We start from the raw sequence: 18,591 nt of genomic DNA on the forward strand, positions 1-18,591 counted from the left end.
CCGGAGGCATTTTAGAATCTGAAAAAAATTGTTAAAATGCTTTTGCGCTGCAGCTTGCGGCGTCTTGAAAAAACATGATAAAAGCGGAAAAACTTCACCGGCGCTACGGCGCGGCTGTGGCCGTGTCCGAAGCGTCTTTTGAGATAGGGCAGGGCGAGGTAGTCGGTTTTCTGGGACCCAACGGAGCCGGAAAAACCACCACCCTGCGCATGCTGGCGGGAATTCTCTCGCCGACATCGGGCAGAGCCGCAATCGCGGGGATAGACGTGGAGGAAAACCCTTCCGCCACCCGCGCGAAAACCGGCTATCTGCCGGAAAACAACCCTCTTTACGAGGAAATGGAAGTCAGCGCTTTCCTTGAATGGAGCGGGCAAATGCGCGGCATGTCCGGCGGCGCGCTGGAAAACGCTGTCTCCTCCGCCGTCGCCAGGTGCGCGCTTAAATCCGTAATCGGCAAGGATATAGGCGAACTCTCCAAGGGCTACCGGCAGCGGGTGGGGCTGGCCGGCGCGATTTTGCATAATCCGCCGGTGCTGCTGCTGGACGAGCCGACCTCCGGCCTGGACCCGAACCAGGCGCTGGAAGTGCGCGGGCTGATAAACGAATTGCGCAGGGAAACGACCATAATGCTCTCCACCCACATACTTTCCGAGGCGCAGAGCATGTGTGACCGCGTGATAATAATAGACAAGGGCCGCATAGCCGCCGACGGCAAGGCGGCGGAGCTTGCCGCCGCCTCCGGCGCGGACACGTTGATTCTGACACTGGAGAAAACCGACCCGCAGCCCGTTTGCGCGGCCATAACCGCGCTGGGCGCCTCCTCCTGCGGACATGAGGAGAAAGCGGGCGAAGCGGTGTTCTCCATACGCGCCGGAGAGGATTTGCGCGCCCGCGTTTTCGCCGAAGCGGTGAAAAACGGCTGGAAACTGCTGGGGCTGGAGCGCAAAACCGCCTCGCTGGAAGACGTTTTCAGGAGCCTTACTAAATGACATTCTGGAACCTCTATAAAAAGGAAACCGGGGCGTATTTCAACTCCCCTGCGGCCTATGTGGTGATGGCGGCATTCCTGCTTACATCGGGATACCTGTTTGCCGCGCCGCTGTTTCTGGCAAACCAGGCAAGCCTTTCCGGCTTTACCGGGCTTGCGCCGCTGCTGCTGGCTTTTCTGGCCCCGGCGGTGACAATGCGGCTTTTCTCCGAGGAATTCAAGACGGGGACGGCGGAACTGCTGCTGTCGCTGCCGGCGGACGAGTGGGAAATAATACTCTCCAAGCTGGCCGCCGCGCTGACGGTGTTCGCGCTTACGCTGGCGCTGACGCTGGTCTACCCCGTAGTCATAATTATGCTGGGCGGGCTGGACACGGGCGCGGCGCTGTGCGCCTACATCGGGCTTATGCTGTGCGGGATGACGCTGTGCAGCGCGGGAATGCTTGCCTCCGTGCTGACAAAAAGCCAGGTAACCGCCTTCATAGCGGGTTTTATGATGACACTGTTTCTGTATCTTGTCGGGAAATTCAGCGTTTTCATGTCCCCGCCGCTGGCCGCGCTGGCGGATTTCGCCGGCATAGGCGCGCATCTGGACAACATGTCGCGCGGGGTGGTGGACTCGCGCGATCTGGTTTACTTTTTCAGCCTGTCCGCGTTTTTCCTGTTCCTGACGCGGCAGAAACTAAAGACGATGAAAATGGACTAAAGCTATGGCCTCGCAGAAGAAAAAAACCGCTCTCGTTTATTCCGGCATAGGCGCGCTGCTTGTGGCGGGGATACTCTCCGGCGCGAATGTCATATCGCATTACGCGCATGTCCGGCTGGATTTTTCGCGCGGGAGGATATTCTCGCTGTCGGAGGCGACAAAGAAAATCGCCCGCGGCCTGCCGGACCCGGTTACGGTAACGCTCTACAGCTCGCGCGAGCTGCCCCCTTCGGTGGCGGCGCTGCGCAACTACACCCGCGACATAATGGCGGAATACCAGTCCGCCTCCGGCGGCAAGGTGCGCGCCCGGTTCGCCGAGGTCGGCGACACGCCGGAAAGCCTGGAGGACGCCGCCAAAAACGGCATTCTCCCCGTGCGCTTTGATATATACTCGCGCGACAGGTTCGAACAGAGGCAGGGCTGCTTCGGCGCGGTGATTCAGTTCCGCGACAAAAAAGAGGTTCTGCCCTATATAACAGAGACGGGCAGCCTTGAATACGAAATCACCTCAAGGCTTAAATCGCTTGCGCACGACGGCAAGCCCGTGCTGGGTTTTGTAACGGACAAAGGCGCGACGGCGCATTTTTCGCTGGGCCCCGATATCAACGCCCAGCTTAACGCGCGCTACGAGCCGCGCGCAGTGGACATTTCCAAAGTGGATCCGCAAAAAGGGATAGCCCCGGAGATAAAAACTCTCTTTTTCCTGGGCGGGACAGAGCCGCTGGATGATAAAGAGTTGTTCGCGCTGGACCAGTACCTGCTTTCCGGGCGGACGCTGTTTGCCGCCGTTGACGCCGCGCGCGTCAACGCCCGCGCCTTTGCCGCCATGCGCAACGACACCGGCATGGAGAAATTCCTGGCCGCGCACGGCATAACCATCCTCCCCGAAATGGCCATGGACGAGCAGTGCCAGCCCATACAAATCTCGCGCCGGCAGGGGATGTTCGTGCTGGCCAATCTGGTGCGCTATCCGCCTTTCATAGTGGCGCGGGAACTGGACAAGTCCAACCCCGCGCTCAAAGACGTGCCGGCCCTGATAATGCCGTTTGCAAGCCCGGTGGCAATCAGCTCTGCCGCGGCGGCGGGCGCGGCGCGGGCGGAGACGCTGGTCAAAACCTCCCCCCAAAGCTGGCTGGCGACTTATTCCAACGGCGGCATAAGCCTGGACCCGTTCGGCGATTTCAGCCGCAAGGACGCCGAGAAAGGCCCCTTCGGCCTTGCGGTATTTCTGGAGAAGAAATTCCGGCCCGCCTTTCCCGCCCCCAAGGGCGTAAAGCAGTATCTGACGCAAGCCTCCGGCACGGGGCGGCTGGCGGTGGCGGGAACCTCGGCCTTCATAACGGGGCAGTATAACCTGCCGGATTCAAACGTCATGTTTTTCCTGAACCTGGCCGACTGGCTGCTTCAGGATTCTGACCTTATAGCCATCCGCAGCAAGAATATCAGCTTCAGGCCGCTGGCGGAGGTTTCGGAAGCCGGCAAACGCGCCGCCCGCTACTGCATAATGCTGCTGCCGCCGCTGGGCGCGGCGCTTATCGGGCTTGCGCTGTGGAGGCGCCGCCGCATTCTGCGCAGCAGGGCGGCAGGGAAATACGGGCAATGAAAAGAAAAACTCTGATAATCCTGTCCGCCGTTTTTGCGCTGATGGTGGCGGCAAGCGCGGGGCTGATACTGTCCTCCCGGCAAAAGCCGCTGCCAAGGCTCTGCGCCGGCAAGGCAAAGCAAATTGCCGCGCTGGAATTCTCCTATCCCGGCGGCAAAACAGCCAAATTCATAAAGACGGACAAGGGCTGGGAGATTGCCTCCCCCATCTCCTACAAGGCGGACGAACGCGAGCTGGCATCGGCGGTATCCGCATTGTGCGGGCTGCGCCTGTCGGAGACGCTTTCCGCCTCGCCGGAGACGGCGCGCATGTTCGGCCTCAACCCGGAAAACGGGGTCGGCATCGCGCTTTCCGGGGCGGACAATAAAAAAATAGCGGAATTCACCGCCGGAAAGGAAGGCCTCTCGGCGGAGGCGTTTTTCATAAAGCTGCCTTCGGGCGAGATAAAAGAGGCATCCGGCCTTGCGCGCGCCGCGCTGGCCCGGCCTTTCACCGAATGGCTGGACAAGACGGTTTTCTCCGCGCCGATGAACAAAATAACTTCGGTCGCCTGGCATAAAGGCAAAGACAACTGGCGCGTTTACGCCGAAAACGGCAAATGGCTGCTGGAAAGCGCGGGCAAAAAAACGGCAATCCCCGCCGAAAAGTATCAGGGCAAAATAGGCCCGCTGCTCATGTCGCTTGCGGACCTGCGGGCGGAGCGAGTGCTGCCGTCCTCCGGCGAATACGCGCCAAAAACCGCCTTCAAAGAAGACTTTTCGCTGGACATAAAAGCGGACACGCCCGCAGCCGCAATCAGAATCGGCGCGGCGGATTCCTCCGGCGGGCGCGCCGCGCTGTTAAAAGGCGAGAACCGCGTAACCTTCATAGTCCCCGACTGGCGCGCCGCCGACCTACTGCTAAACCCCTCCGGTATCAAGTAGCGGCGTGGCGCAATCTGGCCGGAGGGCGCGCAGAAACATCCCGTTTTTTTCGGCATACTCATAGCGATGCGCACAACCTTCCGCATTTTCACGCGCGCCGCGCCGAATACCAGGCGGCGATAAGAGTATTGGAGAGATATCCGGTTTTTCGCCGAATTCCGCAATCCAACTGCGCTTTCCGGGCTAATTTGCAGCATCAGGGCTATTGATGCCCGCCTGTTGGCCGCATTATAAGATTTTCTCCCGATAACTGTTTGGGCAAAAATCAGGGAAGCAAGTTTATTGATATGAGCGCTGCGTTTTTTACTAGAATTGGCGTCATGCAGGGAATCCTGATTCTTGCGGCGTTGCTGCTGGCGGGGTTGGCATATGCTGCCGGTCGTTTCAAAAGGCTTCATGCCGGTCAACTGGCACGGGAAAAACTTTCCCGCGAGGCGCTGGATAAATTCGTCATCGCGCTTTATAAACGCGACATGGAAACCGGCCTTTTTGAGTACCTAAGCCCCGGTTTCACCACGATATCCGGCTACGCCGCGGAAGAGCTGCCGTTTCAAACCTATCTGGAGTTGATACATCCCTCGGACCGCCCCGAGGCCGAACGCGCATTCGGCAAGGCGCCCGATGGCGCTGCCGGCGGCGCTTGCCAGCTGCAATACCGGTTCAGGCACAGGAACGGGCAGTATTTATGGCTGCACGATCAATTTGTCATAATGCGCGGCGCCGGAGGAAAGCCGGAGACCGCCGTCGGCGCGGTGGCGGACATTTCCGTGAGCAGGCAGGCGGACATCTATCGCGAAATACGCGTGGAGATACTGCGCATCCTATACGGCCCCGGAGCTTTGCAGGACACTGTCCGGCGCGTTATAGAGATGATAAAGGCCGGAGCCGAGGCGGATGCCGTGGGCGTGCGGCTGCGCGACGGCGATGATTTCCCGTATTTCGCGCAGGACGGCTTCTCAAAAGAGTTTCTGTCCGCCGAGAATGCGCTGCTGGAACGCGGCGAGCATGGCAGGTCATGCCGCGACACCGACGGCAACGTCTGCCTGAAATGCGCGTGCGGGCTGGTCATTTCCGGCAACACGGATGCTTCCCGTCCGCTTTTCACCAAAGGCGGAAGCTGCTGGACCAACGATTCCCCCGCGCTTTTGGGAGGAGACGAGCGGAACCGGTGCGCCGTGGACGGATATTGTTCGGTGGCGCTGATCCCCATCCGCGCAAATGACCGGATTGCCGGGCTGCTGCAGCTTAACGCCCGCCGGAAAGGATGCTTTTCCCTGTATTCGGTCACGCAGCTTGAGAGCATCGCCGCTTATATCGGAGAAGCGCTTCTACGCAAGCGGGCGGAGAAAGCGCGCGAGGAGAGCAGGGACCATCTCCATCTTTTGTCCATAACAGACGATCTTACGGGATTAAACAACCGGCGCGGGTTTCTGGAGGTTGCGCGGAGCCAGTTCAATACCGCCAAACGCTACGGGAAACCGCTGACGCTGCTTTTCTGCGATATAGACGGCTTCAAGCGAATAAACGACGTTCTGGGCCACGACGCGGGCGACAAGGCCATAAAAGACGTCGCGCACGTACTGACGCAAACCCTGCGGACGTCCGATGTCGCCGCCCGCATCGGGGGCGACGAGTTCGTGGTGCTGCTGCCGCAATCCGGCGCGGCTGCGGCGCGCGGCGCGCGCGCGCGCGTTCAGTCCGCCCTGAAAGAAATAAACCTCCGCCGCAAATTCCCCATCAATATGAGCATAGGCATCTGCGAAATGAACGTGGATTCAATGCGCGCCGTGGACGATATGCTCGCGCTCGCCGACGCCGACATGTACAGGCAGAAAAAACAGCGCCGGCCCCAGCGCTAAAATAAAACCCCCTCTTGCGAGGGGGTTCAAAGTGGTGGACCTGAGCGGGATCGAACCGCTGACCTCCTGCATGCCATGCAGGCGCTCTCCCAGCTGAGCTACAGGCCCAAAGAGAATATCGCTAAACCGCAACGATATTTCAGTATACCATTTTCCGGCGGATTTTGTCAGCCTCGTCGGAGCGCTGCCGCAAAACCGGAAATTTCATGACCGGGGAGCGGGGTACTGCCTGCGCAGACGCTCCAGTATGCGCCTTGTGGACGCGGATTTATTGAGCGTGTAGAAATGTATGCCGGGCGCGCCGCCGCGCAGCAGTTCCTCGCATTGGGCGATGGCGCGGTTTACTCCGTAGTCGCAGATCGCGGCGCGGTCCTCGCCCAGCCTGTCCAAATCCGCCGCCATGTCCGGCGGTATTTTTATGCCGCAGAGGCTGGTGAATTTCTTAAGCTGCGAATGCCCGGTTACCGGCATTATTCCGGGGATAATCGGCGCGGTTATCCCGGCGGCGCGGCATTTTTCCACAAAAGAAAAGTAGCTGCTGTTGTCAAAAAAAAGCTGGGTTATGGCAAAAGAGGCGCCGGCATCCAGCTTGCATTTGAGGCTGGCGATATCCGCGGCGGAGTTTTCCGCGCGGGGATGCACTTCGGGATAGGCCGCCACGGCGGCATGAAACCCGCCCAGCGTCTTGATATGGGACACCAGTTCGGCGGCGGAGCCGTATTCCGAGCTGGGCTTAAAACCCGGCGGCAAATCGCCGCGCAGGGCCAGGATATTGTTGATTCCCTCCGCGGCGAGGAGGGCGGTTATCGCCTCCACCTCTTCGCGCGTGTAGATGACGCAGGTCAGATGCACCATCGGCTCAAAGCCGAACCTTTCCCGTATAAGCAGGGCCAGCGCGGCGGTCTGCAGCCGCGCCGGGCTGTTGGGCGAACTGGTTACAGACACGAAATCCGGCGACAGCGGCTTTAATTCCTCCAGCGCCTTGTAAAGCGAGGCGGTGTCCGCCGCGGTCTTTGGCGGATAGAATTCAAAAGAAAAAGTCCTGCCCCCCCCGCCGAAAAGCGATGAAATATCCATTTCCTTATTCTATCATTTTGGTAGAATAGCCGGGTGAAACATTCAGCGCAGCATTTTGAAAAATCCGGACGGCAGCTCTGGTTCAAGGGCGAGTATTACCGCGCCCTGAAACTGATGCAGGAGGGGCTGGAGCTTTATCCGGGCGATTTCCGGCTCAAGCTTGGCGTGGCGCTGGCGCAGCTGCGGCTTGGCAATTACGCCATCGCGCGCGACCTGCTGCGCGAGTTGCTAGACGACTCCCCCAACAACGGGGACGCGCTGTCGGCGATGTGCGAGGCCTGCCTGAGCCTGGGCAAAAAACAGGACGCGCTTGACTGCGCGGAGAAAATACACAAACACCATTCCAATTCGGCGGTGCTGCTGGAACATCTGGGCATGGCAATGCTGGAGCACGGGCTTTTTGAAGAGGCAAAACGCGCCTTTGCCGCCGCGCTGGCGGCGACACCGGAGCGGCCCTATGCGCGTTTCGGGCTGGGGATAGTGCACAGCGGGCAGGGACATCACACCGCCGCCATCCGCGAGATACGCGCCGCGCTGCGCATGAAACCGGAATTTTACGAGGCGCGCTCCTACCTGGGCAACCTGCTCTACGACCACGGCCAGAAAAAGCGGGCCATAAAAATTTTCCTGTCCATCCCGGTGGAGGACATGATAGACCCGGTTACGATAAGCCGGCTGGCGGCCTACGCGCGCACGGACAAGAAGCTGCTGCCCCTTGCCGGGGAGCTTGAAAAGCGGCTTGACAATCTGACCAGGGGCCAGACCATATCCGGCTTCCTGCATTCGCTGGAGGAGCGCGCCCTCCACGCCGCCGCGCCGCGCGCGCCGGCCAACATGAAGCTGCGCCTTATAAAGGTTTCCCCCGCCGCCCCGTTTTCCGAGGCGCAGCGCGCCGCGCTCTATGATATGGACAAGCGGCTTAAAGCCCTGTTCCCGCGCCAGCCCGCGCCGCCGGAAATACCGCCGCGCAGGCCGCCGCGCGTCTGCGACGGGATAGAGGGTTTCCTGTCGGCATTCGCGCTGTATCTGAAAAGCGTGTCCGACAACTCTGTCCGTTTCGCCGGAATTCCGCTGGCGGGCCAGAGCGCGGCGCTGGGCATTGACTCGCTTTCGCGCTATGCGGCGGCGCTTGTTTCCGGGATGCGGGGCGGGCAGGCGCAATCCGCCGTGTCGCAGCAGACGATGGATGCGCTGCTTTCCGGCGCGGTCAATATCGTCAAGCAGATGCCGCCGGGGCTGCGCGGCTCGGAATGGATAGCGGAGCTTGGCGGGATAATACTGGCCTTCTGGACGCCCGTGGACATGCTGGAGCGTATTTTCCTGATGATGGGCATTCTAAGCCAGCCGGAGAAAAAATCGCTGGAGCCGGTAATCGCCCGGGGCAGGGCCTGGCGCAGATGGCTGCGCTTTCGCCCGGACAACAAGTGGGCCTCGCCCGCGGCGCAGCTTATCCCCTCGCTGCCGCAGAACTACGGCTCGCGCCAGCAGGTGCGCTGCGCGCGCTGCCAGGCGGTGATAGCCGACTACCCGGATATCTCCCAGCCGGAGGACACGCCCCCGGTCCTCTGCGGCGACTGCGAATCCGTGCTGCGCTGCCCGCGCTGCAAAGGACCGATGAGGCAGGTGTCCTCAACCCGGCTGGGCATGGAAACCTACCGCTGCATGCAATGCGAAAACCGGGTGAAGATAAAATCCCGCAGGACGCGGCTCACCAGATAACCAGCAGCTTGCCGTATATTTTCTCGCCGCCGGAATCCACCATATAGAGATACAGCCCGCTGGCCACGCGCGAGCCTGCGGCATTATTGAGGTCCCACAACGCGGTGCTGCCGGAATCGTTCTTGCCGATATCGCGCACCAGTTCGCCTGAAACGGTATATATCCGTATTTCCGCCTGCGCCGGCAGATTAGTGAAAGTTACAGACGAAACCCCCTGGGATTTCTTGAACGGATTGGGATAGGCATGCACCCCCGCCAGCAACGATGAGGCGGACTGCGGCGCGCCCGCCTGTCCGGCGGAAGACGCCGCCCCCTTGTCCCGCGCCGGCGCATCGCCAGCCAGCGCCTGCGGGAAACAGCCGAAAAACAAAACAGCCGCTATAATCAGCATGACAACCTCCTAAAATATCCAGGGATACGGATAATCCCTGTTGCGGGCATTGGCATACAACATGACGAGAAGTATATGCGTCGGGTGCGCCAGCCGCGCATAGCCGAACTCAAGATGAAACTGGAATTTATCCGACGAGGACGGGTCGTTGAGGACAAATCCCGCCCGGCGGTCCTTGAGGAAAACGCCGTAGCGCGCGTTAATCTTGCCGGAAAGGCTGCCGCACATCCTGCGCAGCAGATGCAGTTCCGGATGCTCGTCGCGCAATTCGAATATGATGGTGCCGTCGCTGTCGCAATAATACCAACTGCGGCTGCTGTTTACGCGCCTCACGCTGCCGCAGGCCATTCCCTTGCCGTCGCGCATCTCTATACCGTCGGAATCCTCCTGCGCTTCCAGGACGGTGCTGCCGCTGGCGTCCATTATGGCTATCCTGTGCCGCGAGACCTGGCGCATCACCATCGCCACAGCGAACAAGGTCATAAACGGCAGTTCGGGATACGAGGCCAGCACCCAGCCCGCAGGCAGTGTCAGCAAAGCCTCAAACACGGATTTATCCAGATTGAAAGAGGCGGCTGCGCTCCACATGATATGCAGCGCAGCAAACCCGTATATGGAAAACACCAGCAAAGCCTCGCCGCCGCGCTCGTAGCGCGCGAACACCTTCTGTCCCGGACGGCTGGCTACGGCATACTCCACTACCGACGGCAGCACATAACGAGTTATCATAAGCGGGAAGAAAAAGTCCGGCGGCATATTCCTGGGCAAAGGCTCCAGCTTTGGATAGGCCAGCCCTCCCGCATATACTGAAGAATACATCATGGCGGCAAACCACATCGCCGCGGCAAGCATCCACACCCATAAAGGCAGCGGATTTCTGGGCACAAACGGCACCGCCGCCGGAACGGAAGTTACTTCCAATGCCTGAGTCTGCGCAGTGGCAGCCGTTGCGGCAGCGCGCGGCGCGGGCAATGCAGGGCTGCGCCTGGAAATAGCAGGCTCCTGCGGCGAAGACGGTTCCGGCAATGCCGAGGGCATGGAAATAACACTGCCGGCGCGGGCCCTTTCCCCCCTGCCCGCGTTCGGGATAGCGGAAGGCAGCCGGGCAACAAGAGTCACCTCCTCTCCGGCAGGCTCGGCGGGCTTTTCAGCGCCGGCGGCAGAGACCGCCGTTTTGCGGCCCGGTTTGCGTCCCTTGGCCGTGTAACCTGGCGGAGGATCTCCCGCCCGCCTGACGGAATAGAGTATGCCCTCAAAATCGGAGGCTCCCACGCCGGAGGCCAGAACGGAATAGGTATTGCCGTCATAAGTGAAATACCCGGTTCTTATACCCGTCTCGCCGATGTTATAGACTGTGTAATATGCGGTCCCGCCCGCATGAATGGAATACGCCTCCACAACGCCGGAGAGGATGTAGCCGCGCCCGCGCAGCATGCTTATATCATCCTTGAGGCGCGCCTGCACGTAGCGGGAGCCTATTTCCTCGTTGAGTGTCTTGACGGAGAACTCAAACCGGCGGCTTTTAACATACAAAACGGTGTCTCTGTCGTCTTCCTTCAGCGTCGTTTCCCAGCCGGGCGGCAGGTCAAGCGAGAGGCTTCCGTCCGTGGTAATCACTGTCTCCGCGCGCGCGGCGGCGGCAAACATGACGGCGGCGGCAAACACCGCCGCGGCGCCAACTATCCAGGAACCGGCCCGGCTGCCGCGCGAAACGCCGGCGCGGGCACGGCATTTCCCGTCCGCTCCGAAAAATGAATGCATCGAAAGCCCCCCGGCAGGGGCTTTCCATAAATTCCGCAATGATATCCGGCGCAAAAATGTCATATCAGCCAATCGTCCGCCACAAACCGCGCCCGACACAAACACAAACAACCCCTGAACAGTTCTCCTGAACCGTTCCCAGAGCGTCAAAAACACTATAATTATAACAGCAAATAACAAGCTAGTCCACAAACAATTTCGCGGTGTTTAGAAACGATGGGCTGGTTCTGCAATGTGATAAAATGAAAGTCACAGTGGATACATTTTGAGCCTTATGACAGGTGTGACGTTAAATGATGGGGGCTTGCTTTCGCCAGAAACAAGATGGGCCAACGTCTGGATTCTGACTGCGGTTCTGTCCGCGTTTTTCTGGGTGTTGGAACTGCGCCATCACTATTATTTCCTTCAGGACGACAACCGTGTCGCTTTTCTCGGAGCCTTGGCGCATAACTGGCGCGCATTGACAGAGGGCGGCCTGGCGCTGTTCAATTTTCACCAGTTTCTCGGCTTGCCTTTCATGGCCCCGGGACAGAGCGCAACGCTTTACCCGCCGTCTTACATGGCCGTAGGGCTGAGCAAGCTGGTTTTCGGGCATATTTTCGCGGCGGTGGATATTTACATAATACTGCATCTCCTGGCCGGCGGGGCGGCGATGTTTTATTTCCTGGACAAGGCCGGCACTGGGCGGAGAGCAGCTTTTTTGGGCGGGCTGGCATGGCCGCTCAACGGTTTCGCCGTGTACATGAGCGCGAACTGGTTCTTCGTCTGCCCGCTGGTCGCGTATTTCCCCCTGATGCTGGCGCTTGCCTCGCGTACGCTGCAGAATGCCGGAAGCGCGTTTGCTCTGGCCGCCGCGCGGCTGGGGCTTTTCTATACCGGCTATCCGCAATACTTCGTTCACGCCGCGCTGCTTGAAATATTATATATAGCCTCCATCCCGCTGTTCGGCGGGAAAAAGCCGGACAAGGCCGCCCTGCGGAAATATATGGCAAGTCATATCCTGACCGGCGCGCTGGCGCTGCCGCTGTTGCTGCCGATGTGGCATCTGGTCCGTATTTCGGCTGACAGAAGCGGTCCACTGCCTTATTTCGAATTCGCCTCGGAGCCGAACAATCTCTTGCTGTGGCTTCAGGGATTGGTATGGCCGGTGCGGGCTGAATGGATGTATCATGACGGGTTTTTTGCCCGGTTGTTCCGTCCGGAGGCTTTAAGGGGGCTGCTGCTGCCCTGTTATGCCACGGTGGGATGGGTGATGGTTTTCTTCGCTGTCTGGTTGCTTGCGACGCGCCGTTTCAGAGAATGGTCCGCGCAAGGCAAGGCCGCCGCGGTATTGTTTGTCGTGGCGCTTGCATGGTCTTTCGGGCTTTTCAACAGACTGTTGTATCTTGTGCCGGTGATGAACAGATTCCGCGTTAATTTCAAGCTGGTGCTGTTTGTCAATTTCGCATTGACAGCCCTGGGAGCGGCGGGTTATGCCGCTTTTGAGCTGAAACGTGTACACAGGACGGCGTTATTTGCGGTTTCGCTGGCGCTGAGCATTGCGGGTTTTGCATTCATCTATCTGATGCTGCCGCCAAGGGATTTCACCGGTTTCACTGAAATTCCGCCGCTGACGCCGCCCATTTCCGGACCGGACATCTCCGGCAGGATCGTTGCCGTCACTCCCTGCAGAACGGATGTAACAAGGGGAATGGTGATAACAAGGCGCGACGACCTGAGACTCGCCGCGTTCGATTATGCGACATTGTGGGGATACCACTGCTTCGCCGGATATCAGGTGCTGGTGCCCAGGCTGAATGCCGAGATGACATTCGGCCTTAACGATTCCGCTGTTCTGCCGCTGGATATAAGGGAGTTCACCACGGTTTTGCCATATTTGCGCGGTTGGGGGGTGAGGCGGTACATAATCAAAAATTCCTCGCTGCCGTTTTATGAAAAATTTCTAGCGGCATCTGGCATACGACGGGAACAGGGGGATTCAGAATATGCGATTTTCAATGATTCTCTGGCCCGTCCCATGGTTTATCCTGCCGGCGCAGGCGGCAGTGTCGAATTGTATCACAGTTTTTCAGTCAACGGTGTCAGCATTTCCAAAAAATCCGGCCCCCCCGTCGCGGCGGTGGTCAATGCGCTTTATAATCCCTTTTTCAAGGCGGTGGTGAACGGAAAGACCGCGCAAATTGCGCCGACGGCCAACGGGCAAATTATGATTGAGCTGCCGCCGGGACAGGCCGATGCCAGGGTTTATTATCGCGACCCTTGGTTCGAACTGGGGCTTGTTCTGTCCGGTTTAACGGTTGCCGTTTGCATCGTCATACCGCTTATCCGGCGGCGCAATCGGGCCGCAGCGGCATAAACCCAAATGGTATTGTATGCCTATAGCTGAAAAAACCTTCTCCCGCGAACGCATACATGCCGCCATATTGTGGACTGCCTTGGCCTTTGCCTTTCTGTGCGGCACATGGTTGCGTTTCAAGCTGGATACGCTGCCTGCCTCCACGGCGGATACCTGGGGATTCCTCAAGCCGGCAATATCCGCGCTTTACGGCGGCAGCTTCGAAACCGTTTTTGGCCGTCCTTTTATTTATCCGGCATTTCTGTATGCGGTGATTGGAATTTTCGGCGATTTCCGGGCGATTGCGGTATTGCAGCATATCGCCGGAATTATGGCGGGCGGAATTCTTTTGCTGGCGTTGCTGAAGTTGAAAAACCGCATGGGCAGCCTCATGGCGGTTGTGCTGGCGGAAGCCGCCTTTGTTTGCGTGATAACCGCATTCCTTACAAACAATTGGCAGGCAACGTTGGAACATATGATTGTCAGCGAAGCCATGATGCCGTTTTTCTGCGCGACAGTGTTGTTGTGTTTCACAGGAATCGCGGCGTCGATTAAAACAGGCAATACGTTTGAGTGGGGAATCGGAATAATAGCTGCGGGCGCGGTGGCTGCGATGTACCAGCCGCGTTTTCTGCCCATATTCTGTCTCTGCGCGGCCTGCGGCATATACGCGGTAAGGGTTTCCAATGTGTTGCGCGGTGTTGCAACGCGGTCAGCGGCGTTCACCGGCGTTGCGCTATTGTCGCTGTGGCTTGCGGGGCAGTATTTCTCGCACAATGACCTGTTTGCCAAAACCACGCCCGGCGACGTGCTTTTTTCGGCCAATGCCCGGATTGTGAGTTCGGTCATGGATGATGAGTTGCGTAACCCCTCCTGCGGGGACAGGGAATTTTTGGCGCGGCTGTCCGAAGAACTGAAAGCGCCGGTAATTCCCGGGTATTTGCAGTGGCGCGGCGCCTGCCGCACGGTGGCGGCTCATTTCAATTACGACGGCGGCAAGGCGCGCTCTTTCGAAATCCGCTGGTTCATGAAGGCCGTTATGCATCATCCATGGCAGTATATTGCCGATGTGCTGGGCCGGCTGCGCAATCTGTATGGTTGGGACATGCGCATGCTGACAATGCGGCCGTCGCGCGGGAACGGACTGCCTCTGGCCTTTGCCATGGGAATGGGCGCGAATCAATGGAGGCCATTGCACGGCGGCTGGTATTATGGCGCGCGCGAGCTTGTGCATCCGTGGTGGCGGGACTCCACCGACTCGTTCTGGATTGCTCAAAACGACTCATTGCTGCGATTGCTGGCGGCGCCGGGACCGCTCAACTGTTATCTGGCCGGACTGAAGACTGCCGTGACCGGCAAAAATCCGGATGGGGAAGACGTGCGCATAGGCGGTATCGCGGGCGGAATTTTCGAGAAAGTATTGTTTTTCAACGTTGCCTTTTTCGTGCCGGGATTAGCGGCAGCCTTGCTTATGGCGGGCATTCTGACATGGCGGCACAAGTGGGACAGGGACCTTGTGTTTCTTGCGTCGTTGTCGGCATTTTCGCATATATGCGTGCTGTCGTCGGCATTGTTCGGCGCTGTTGTTTTCACATTTGACGACTTGCGGTATTTTCTGGACAGCGCCTTGTTCATGTATGCAGCGCATTATTGCGGACTGGCTTTTTCCACACTAGCCGCAATGCGGTTTAGATAAGGGCGTTCTCCGTCGGTCATTTGACTGGCTGTCCATGATTGCGCGCATATCCACTCATCTTGATTTTCACATGCCGTGGATATGCCCTGCCATGGCGACGCGGCGGCAGAACAAGCTGACGCATGTTTACCCGGAAATCGCAGTTGGATAGCGGAATTCGGCGGCGGAGAGCGGGACACTCCTGTGCATAATTTTTGTGAAATTGTTTGCGAAATTGTTTGTTCCTAAGCAGGCCGAACAATTTCGCAAAAACGCGCGGACAGCGCAGACATAAAAAAAACCGGCGTCCGGGAATGCCCCGGACGCCGGTTTGCCTGCGGTAATTCTATTTCGCAACCAGGAACTGTCCTTCCAGCCCGTCTTCGGAGGAGTTGGAAACCCACACCTTGAAAATGCCGGGCTCCACCGAGAACTTCATGTCCTTGCCGTAATAGGCCAGTTCGTCCGGGCCGAGGGTGAATTTCACGGTTTTCTTCTCGGCGGGGGCGAGGGTTACGCGCTCGAAGCCTTTGAGCTCGCGCACGGGGCGCGACACGCTGGCGACCGGCTGGCGTATGTAGAGCTGAACAACCTCGTCGGCGCTTCTGTCGCCCATGTTCTGCACGGAGGCGGTTACGGTTACCGTGCCGTTGAGCGGTATGGTGCTTGCGCTTACCGCCAGGTCCGAAATGGCGAACCTGGAATAGCTGAGCCCGTAGCCGAACGGATACAGCGGCGTGTTCGGGATGTCCAGATAGCGGGAGGCGTACTTCTCGTCCGGCTTGTCCAGCGGGATGGGCCGTCCGGTGTTGAGATGGTTGTAGTATATCGGCACCTGGCCCAGGGCGCGCGGCCAGGAAACGGGCAGCTTGCCGCCGGGCGACTTGTCGCCGAACAGCACGTCGGCGACTGCGGTTCCGCCCATGGTGCCGGGGTACCAGATTTCCAGTATGGCCGGCACATTGGCGGTCAGCCAGTTGATTTCAACGGGCCTGCCGTTCATCAGGACCACCGCCATCGGCTTGCCCGCCGCTGCCAGCGCCTGAACCAGCTCAAGCTGCCTGCCGGGAAGCGAAATGTCGGAGCGGGAGGTGGCCTCGCCGGTCATATCCGCGTTCTCTCCCACGACCGCCAGGATGAAATCCGCATCCTTGGCGGCGGCTGCGGCGGCTGCGATATCGTCGTCCTTTGACACATAAGGACCCGCGCCACGGACGTATTTAATCTCCACGCCGGCGCGCGCCGCGCGCGCCACCAGGCCGCGCAGCACTGTAATCGCATCCGAGGGAACGCCGTCGCCGCACCAGGAGGCGATGGTGGAGGTGGTGTCGTCCGCCAGGTCGCCGGCCAGAAGCATCTTTTTGACGCCGGAGGGGATGGGCAGAGTGTTTTTGTCGTTTTTAAGCAGCACGAAGGAAGCCACGGCGGAGCGGTAGGCCGCGCCCCTGTTTTCCGGGGAGAGTATTTCCGTCTTTTCAAGACTCTCATCCACATACGGCTTGTCAAACAGCCCGGCACGCATTTTAACGCGCAGTATGCGGCGGACGGCATCGTCTATATCCTTTTTGGCGACCAGTTTGTCCTTGACCAGCGCAACGCCGTTCTCGTTATAAACCTTGCTGACCATCTCCATGTCCATGCCGCCGTTTAGGGCGACCCGGGCGGCGTCCGCGTCATCGGCGGCGATGCCGTGGCATATCAGTTCCTTGACGGAGGTGTAATCGCTGACAACAAAGCCGTCAAACTTCCACTCGCCCTTGAGAATGCCGCGCGTCAGCCACTCGTTTGCGCTGGCGGGAATTCCGTTGAGGGAATCGAACCCGCCCATAAACGTGGCTATGCCCTCGTCAACGGCGGCCTTGAAGGGCCGGAGATAAACCTGCCGGAGCGTCCGCTCGGACATGTCAACGGTGTTGTAATCCCGCCCGGCTTCCGCCGCGCCGTAGGCGGCCCAGTGTTTGGCGCAGGCGGCTATTTTGTCCGGCGCGGAATAATCCTTGCCCTGGAAGCCGCGCACGCGGGCCCTGGCCATGGCGGATCCGAGATAGGGATCCTCCCCGGAGCCTTCCACGATTCTGCCCCAGCGCGGATCGCGCGCGATGTCCATCATCGGGGCGAATGTCCAGTGCACGCCGGACGACCGCGCCTCGCGCGCGGCGACAGCGGAGTCCTCCTCCACTATCTTGGGGCTGAAGGTGGAGGCTTCCGCCAGCGGCACGGGGAAAACGGTCTTGTAGCCGTGAATTACGTCAAAGCCGAAAATCATGGGGATTTTCAGCCGCGATTCCATCGCCGCGCGCTGCAATTCATTGGTGTTTTTGGCGCCGCGGACGTTGAGGGTGGAGCCTATCAGCCCCTTGCGGGCAAGCCCCATCACTTCGGGGGTGGCCGCCCCGGAATCGTAATTGCCGTCCAGCTGCTGCATCTGGCCGAGTTTTTCCTCAAGCGTCATCTTTGAGAGAATATCGTCTATCCGGCTTTCAATATCCTGCGAGGCGCAGGCCGGCAGGGCTGCCAGCGCAACCGCATACAACACTGCGATTATCTTCATGTTTGTCTCCTTAGTGATTGTGTCTGCCCGACTCTCCCCGCTCCGCCGCCACAGTTGAAGCAGGCCATTATGGAATCCGGCATGTCGCGGATTCAAAACCGATTCCATTATACCCAAAATTGCGGCGCAAGACACGCGGCCTTCAAATTTGTAGAATTATCCGAAGGCTGGCTATGCTCAAAATAATAGGGTACACGATAGACATTTTAATCGCTTCGGCGATAATATACCGGCTTATACTCATCATAAAGGGCACCCGCGCCATGCAGGTGCTCTGGGGCATTCTGCTGCTGGCTTTTATCACCGTGTCGGCGGACGTGCTGGGGCTCAAGGCCACCGCCTTCCTGCTGACCCAGTTCTGGGTGGCCGGGATAGTGGTGCTGGTGATAGTGTTCCAGCCGGAGCTGCGGCTTGCGCTGGCCGAGCTGGGCAGCCAGCCGCTGGGAAACATCCTGGTCTCGCATGAGTTTGATTTCATCAAGGAACTGATGGGCGCAGTGCGCTACTGCATGGCAAACAAAATCGGCATGCTGGTGGTGCTGGAGCAGGAAACCGGACTGCGCGACTTCGTGCGCACAGGCACCACCATAAACGGCGTCGTAACAAAAGAGCTGCTCATCTCCATTTTCATGAACAAAACGCCGCTGCACGACGGCGCGGCCATAGTGTCGGACAACCGGCTCATATCCGCGGCGTGCATACTGCCGCTTTCGCAGGAGCAGACGGTTTCCAAGATATTCGGCATGCGCCACCGCGCCGCTCTGGGCATAACGGAGATATCGGACGCGGTGGTGCTTGTAGTCTCCGAGGAGCGGGGCGAGCTGGCCCTGGTGCGCGGCGGACGAATACAAACCCCCGTGGACCCCGACGACACGGAAAAGCGGCTGCTGGACCTTTACCGCTCCAAGGCGGAGAAGAACCTGCTGCGGCGCGCGCCGCGAGGCTGATTTTATGAAAATTCCCGATGTTATAAAACGCGACTGGCAGGTAATGCTGGTTTCCGT

Annotated in this window: 13 protein-coding genes and 1 tRNA gene; 9 read left to right on the plus strand and 5 right to left on the minus strand. The window is 59.1% G+C overall.

The annotated features are described in order from the left end of the window. Positions 1–74 precede the first annotated feature (74 nt). The 5 genes from WC421_05990 to WC421_06010 all read left to right on the plus strand — a co-directional run bounded on the left by WC421_05990 (position 75) and on the right by WC421_06010 (position 6,078). On the plus strand, positions 75–989 hold the full coding sequence (locus WC421_05990; GenBank protein ID MFA5161778.1) for an ATP-binding cassette domain-containing protein: 915 nt from the start codon (positions 75–77) through the stop codon (positions 987–989). Next, positions 986–1,693 (plus strand): ABC transporter permease, encoded by a 708-nt coding sequence (locus WC421_05995; protein MFA5161779.1) that lies wholly within the window; start codon positions 986–988, stop codon positions 1,691–1,693. Before WC421_05990 ends, WC421_05995 begins: the two co-directional genes overlap by 4 nt. Positions 1,694–1,697: 4 nt before the next feature. Beyond that, positions 1,698–3,296 carry a GldG family protein gene (locus tag WC421_06000; GenBank protein MFA5161780.1) on the plus strand — a complete coding sequence of 533 codons (1,599 nt, stop codon included), beginning with the start codon at positions 1,698–1,700 and terminating at the stop codon, positions 3,294–3,296. Continuing rightward, on the plus strand, positions 3,293–4,219 hold the full coding sequence (locus tag WC421_06005) for a DUF4340 domain-containing protein (GenBank protein MFA5161781.1): 927 nt from the start codon (positions 3,293–3,295) through the stop codon (positions 4,217–4,219). The genes WC421_06000 and WC421_06005 overlap by 4 nt, the downstream gene beginning before the upstream one ends. Positions 4,220–4,539: 320 nt before the next feature. Further along, positions 4,540–6,078: a diguanylate cyclase gene (locus WC421_06010; GenBank protein MFA5161782.1), complete on the plus strand. Its 1,539-nt coding sequence runs from the start codon at positions 4,540–4,542 to the stop codon at positions 6,076–6,078. A 32-nt stretch (positions 6,079–6,110) separates the two neighbouring features. Here the strand turns inward: WC421_06010 and WC421_06015 are convergent. After that, positions 6,111–6,186 (minus strand) — tRNA-Ala (locus WC421_06015). 96 nt (positions 6,187–6,282) lie between these two features. After that, positions 6,283–7,155 (minus strand): methylenetetrahydrofolate reductase [NAD(P)H], encoded by an 873-nt coding sequence (gene metF, locus WC421_06020; protein MFA5161783.1) that lies wholly within the window; start codon positions 7,153–7,155, stop codon positions 6,283–6,285. 33 nt (positions 7,156–7,188) lie between these two features. Here metF and WC421_06025 point away from each other — a divergent pair, with 33 nt between their 5' ends. Next, positions 7,189–8,874, plus strand: coding sequence for a tetratricopeptide repeat protein (locus tag WC421_06025; GenBank protein MFA5161784.1), 1,686 nt, complete (start codon positions 7,189–7,191; stop codon positions 8,872–8,874). Here WC421_06025 and WC421_06030 read toward each other — a convergent pair. Next, on the minus strand, positions 8,864–9,265 hold the full coding sequence (locus WC421_06030; GenBank protein ID MFA5161785.1) for a T9SS type A sorting domain-containing protein: 402 nt from the start codon (positions 9,263–9,265) through the stop codon (positions 8,864–8,866). The two genes, WC421_06025 and WC421_06030, sit on opposite strands and share 11 nt — an antisense overlap. 9 nt (positions 9,266–9,274) lie before the next feature. Next, the gene (locus tag WC421_06035) at positions 9,275–11,026 is read right to left on the minus strand and encodes a hypothetical protein (GenBank protein MFA5161786.1); all 1,752 of its coding nucleotides are present in this window, start codon (positions 11,024–11,026) and stop codon (positions 9,275–9,277) included. Positions 11,027–11,330: 304 nt separating this feature from the next. Between WC421_06035 and WC421_06040 the strand changes: the two genes are divergently transcribed. Further along, positions 11,331–13,382, plus strand: coding sequence for a hypothetical protein (locus WC421_06040; GenBank protein ID MFA5161787.1), 2,052 nt, complete (start codon positions 11,331–11,333; stop codon positions 13,380–13,382). Between the two features lie 16 nt (positions 13,383–13,398). Further along, on the plus strand, positions 13,399–15,057 hold the full coding sequence (locus WC421_06045; protein ID MFA5161788.1) for a hypothetical protein: 1,659 nt from the start codon (positions 13,399–13,401) through the stop codon (positions 15,055–15,057). Positions 15,058–15,382: 325 nt separating this feature from the next. Here the strand turns inward: WC421_06045 and bglX are convergent, their stop codons facing one another. Then, the gene (gene bglX / locus WC421_06050) at positions 15,383–17,587 is read right to left on the minus strand and encodes a beta-glucosidase BglX (GenBank protein ID MFA5161789.1); all 2,205 of its coding nucleotides are present in this window, start codon (positions 17,585–17,587) and stop codon (positions 15,383–15,385) included. Positions 17,588–17,760: 173 nt separating this feature from the next. Between bglX and cdaA the strand changes: the two genes are divergently transcribed. Then, positions 17,761–18,534 (plus strand): diadenylate cyclase CdaA, encoded by a 774-nt coding sequence (cdaA, locus tag WC421_06055; protein ID MFA5161790.1) that lies wholly within the window; start codon positions 17,761–17,763, stop codon positions 18,532–18,534. Positions 18,535–18,591 lie beyond the last annotated feature (57 nt).

The sequence above is a fragment of the Elusimicrobiales bacterium genome (genome assembly GCA_041651175.1).
GTDB lineage: Bacteria > Elusimicrobiota > Elusimicrobia > Elusimicrobiales > Elusimicrobiaceae > JAQTYB01.

Excerpts from the sequence above, each read along its gene's own strand:
- WC421_05990 (MFA5161778.1), top strand. The coding sequence starts at position 75 with ATGATAAAAGCGGAAAAACTTCACCGGCGCTACGGCGCGGCTGTGGCC.
- WC421_05995 (MFA5161779.1), top strand. The coding sequence starts at position 986 with ATGACATTCTGGAACCTCTATAAAAAGGAAACCGGGGCGTATTTCAAC.
- WC421_06000 (MFA5161780.1), top strand. The coding sequence starts at position 1,698 with ATGGCCTCGCAGAAGAAAAAAACCGCTCTCGTTTATTCCGGCATAGGC.
- WC421_06005 (MFA5161781.1), top strand. The coding sequence starts at position 3,293 with ATGAAAAGAAAAACTCTGATAATCCTGTCCGCCGTTTTTGCGCTGATG.
- WC421_06010 (MFA5161782.1), top strand. The coding sequence starts at position 4,540 with ATGCAGGGAATCCTGATTCTTGCGGCGTTGCTGCTGGCGGGGTTGGCA.
- metF (MFA5161783.1), bottom strand. The coding sequence starts at position 7,155 with ATGGATATTTCATCGCTTTTCGGCGGGGGGGGCAGGACTTTTTCTTTT.
- WC421_06030 (MFA5161785.1), bottom strand. The coding sequence starts at position 9,265 with ATGCTGATTATAGCGGCTGTTTTGTTTTTCGGCTGTTTCCCGCAGGCG.
- WC421_06035 (MFA5161786.1), bottom strand. The coding sequence starts at position 11,026 with ATGCATTCATTTTTCGGAGCGGACGGGAAATGCCGTGCCCGCGCCGGC.
- WC421_06045 (MFA5161788.1), top strand. The coding sequence starts at position 13,399 with ATGCCTATAGCTGAAAAAACCTTCTCCCGCGAACGCATACATGCCGCC.
- bglX (MFA5161789.1), bottom strand. The coding sequence starts at position 17,587 with ATGAAGATAATCGCAGTGTTGTATGCGGTTGCGCTGGCAGCCCTGCCG.
- cdaA (MFA5161790.1), top strand. The coding sequence starts at position 17,761 with ATGCTCAAAATAATAGGGTACACGATAGACATTTTAATCGCTTCGGCG.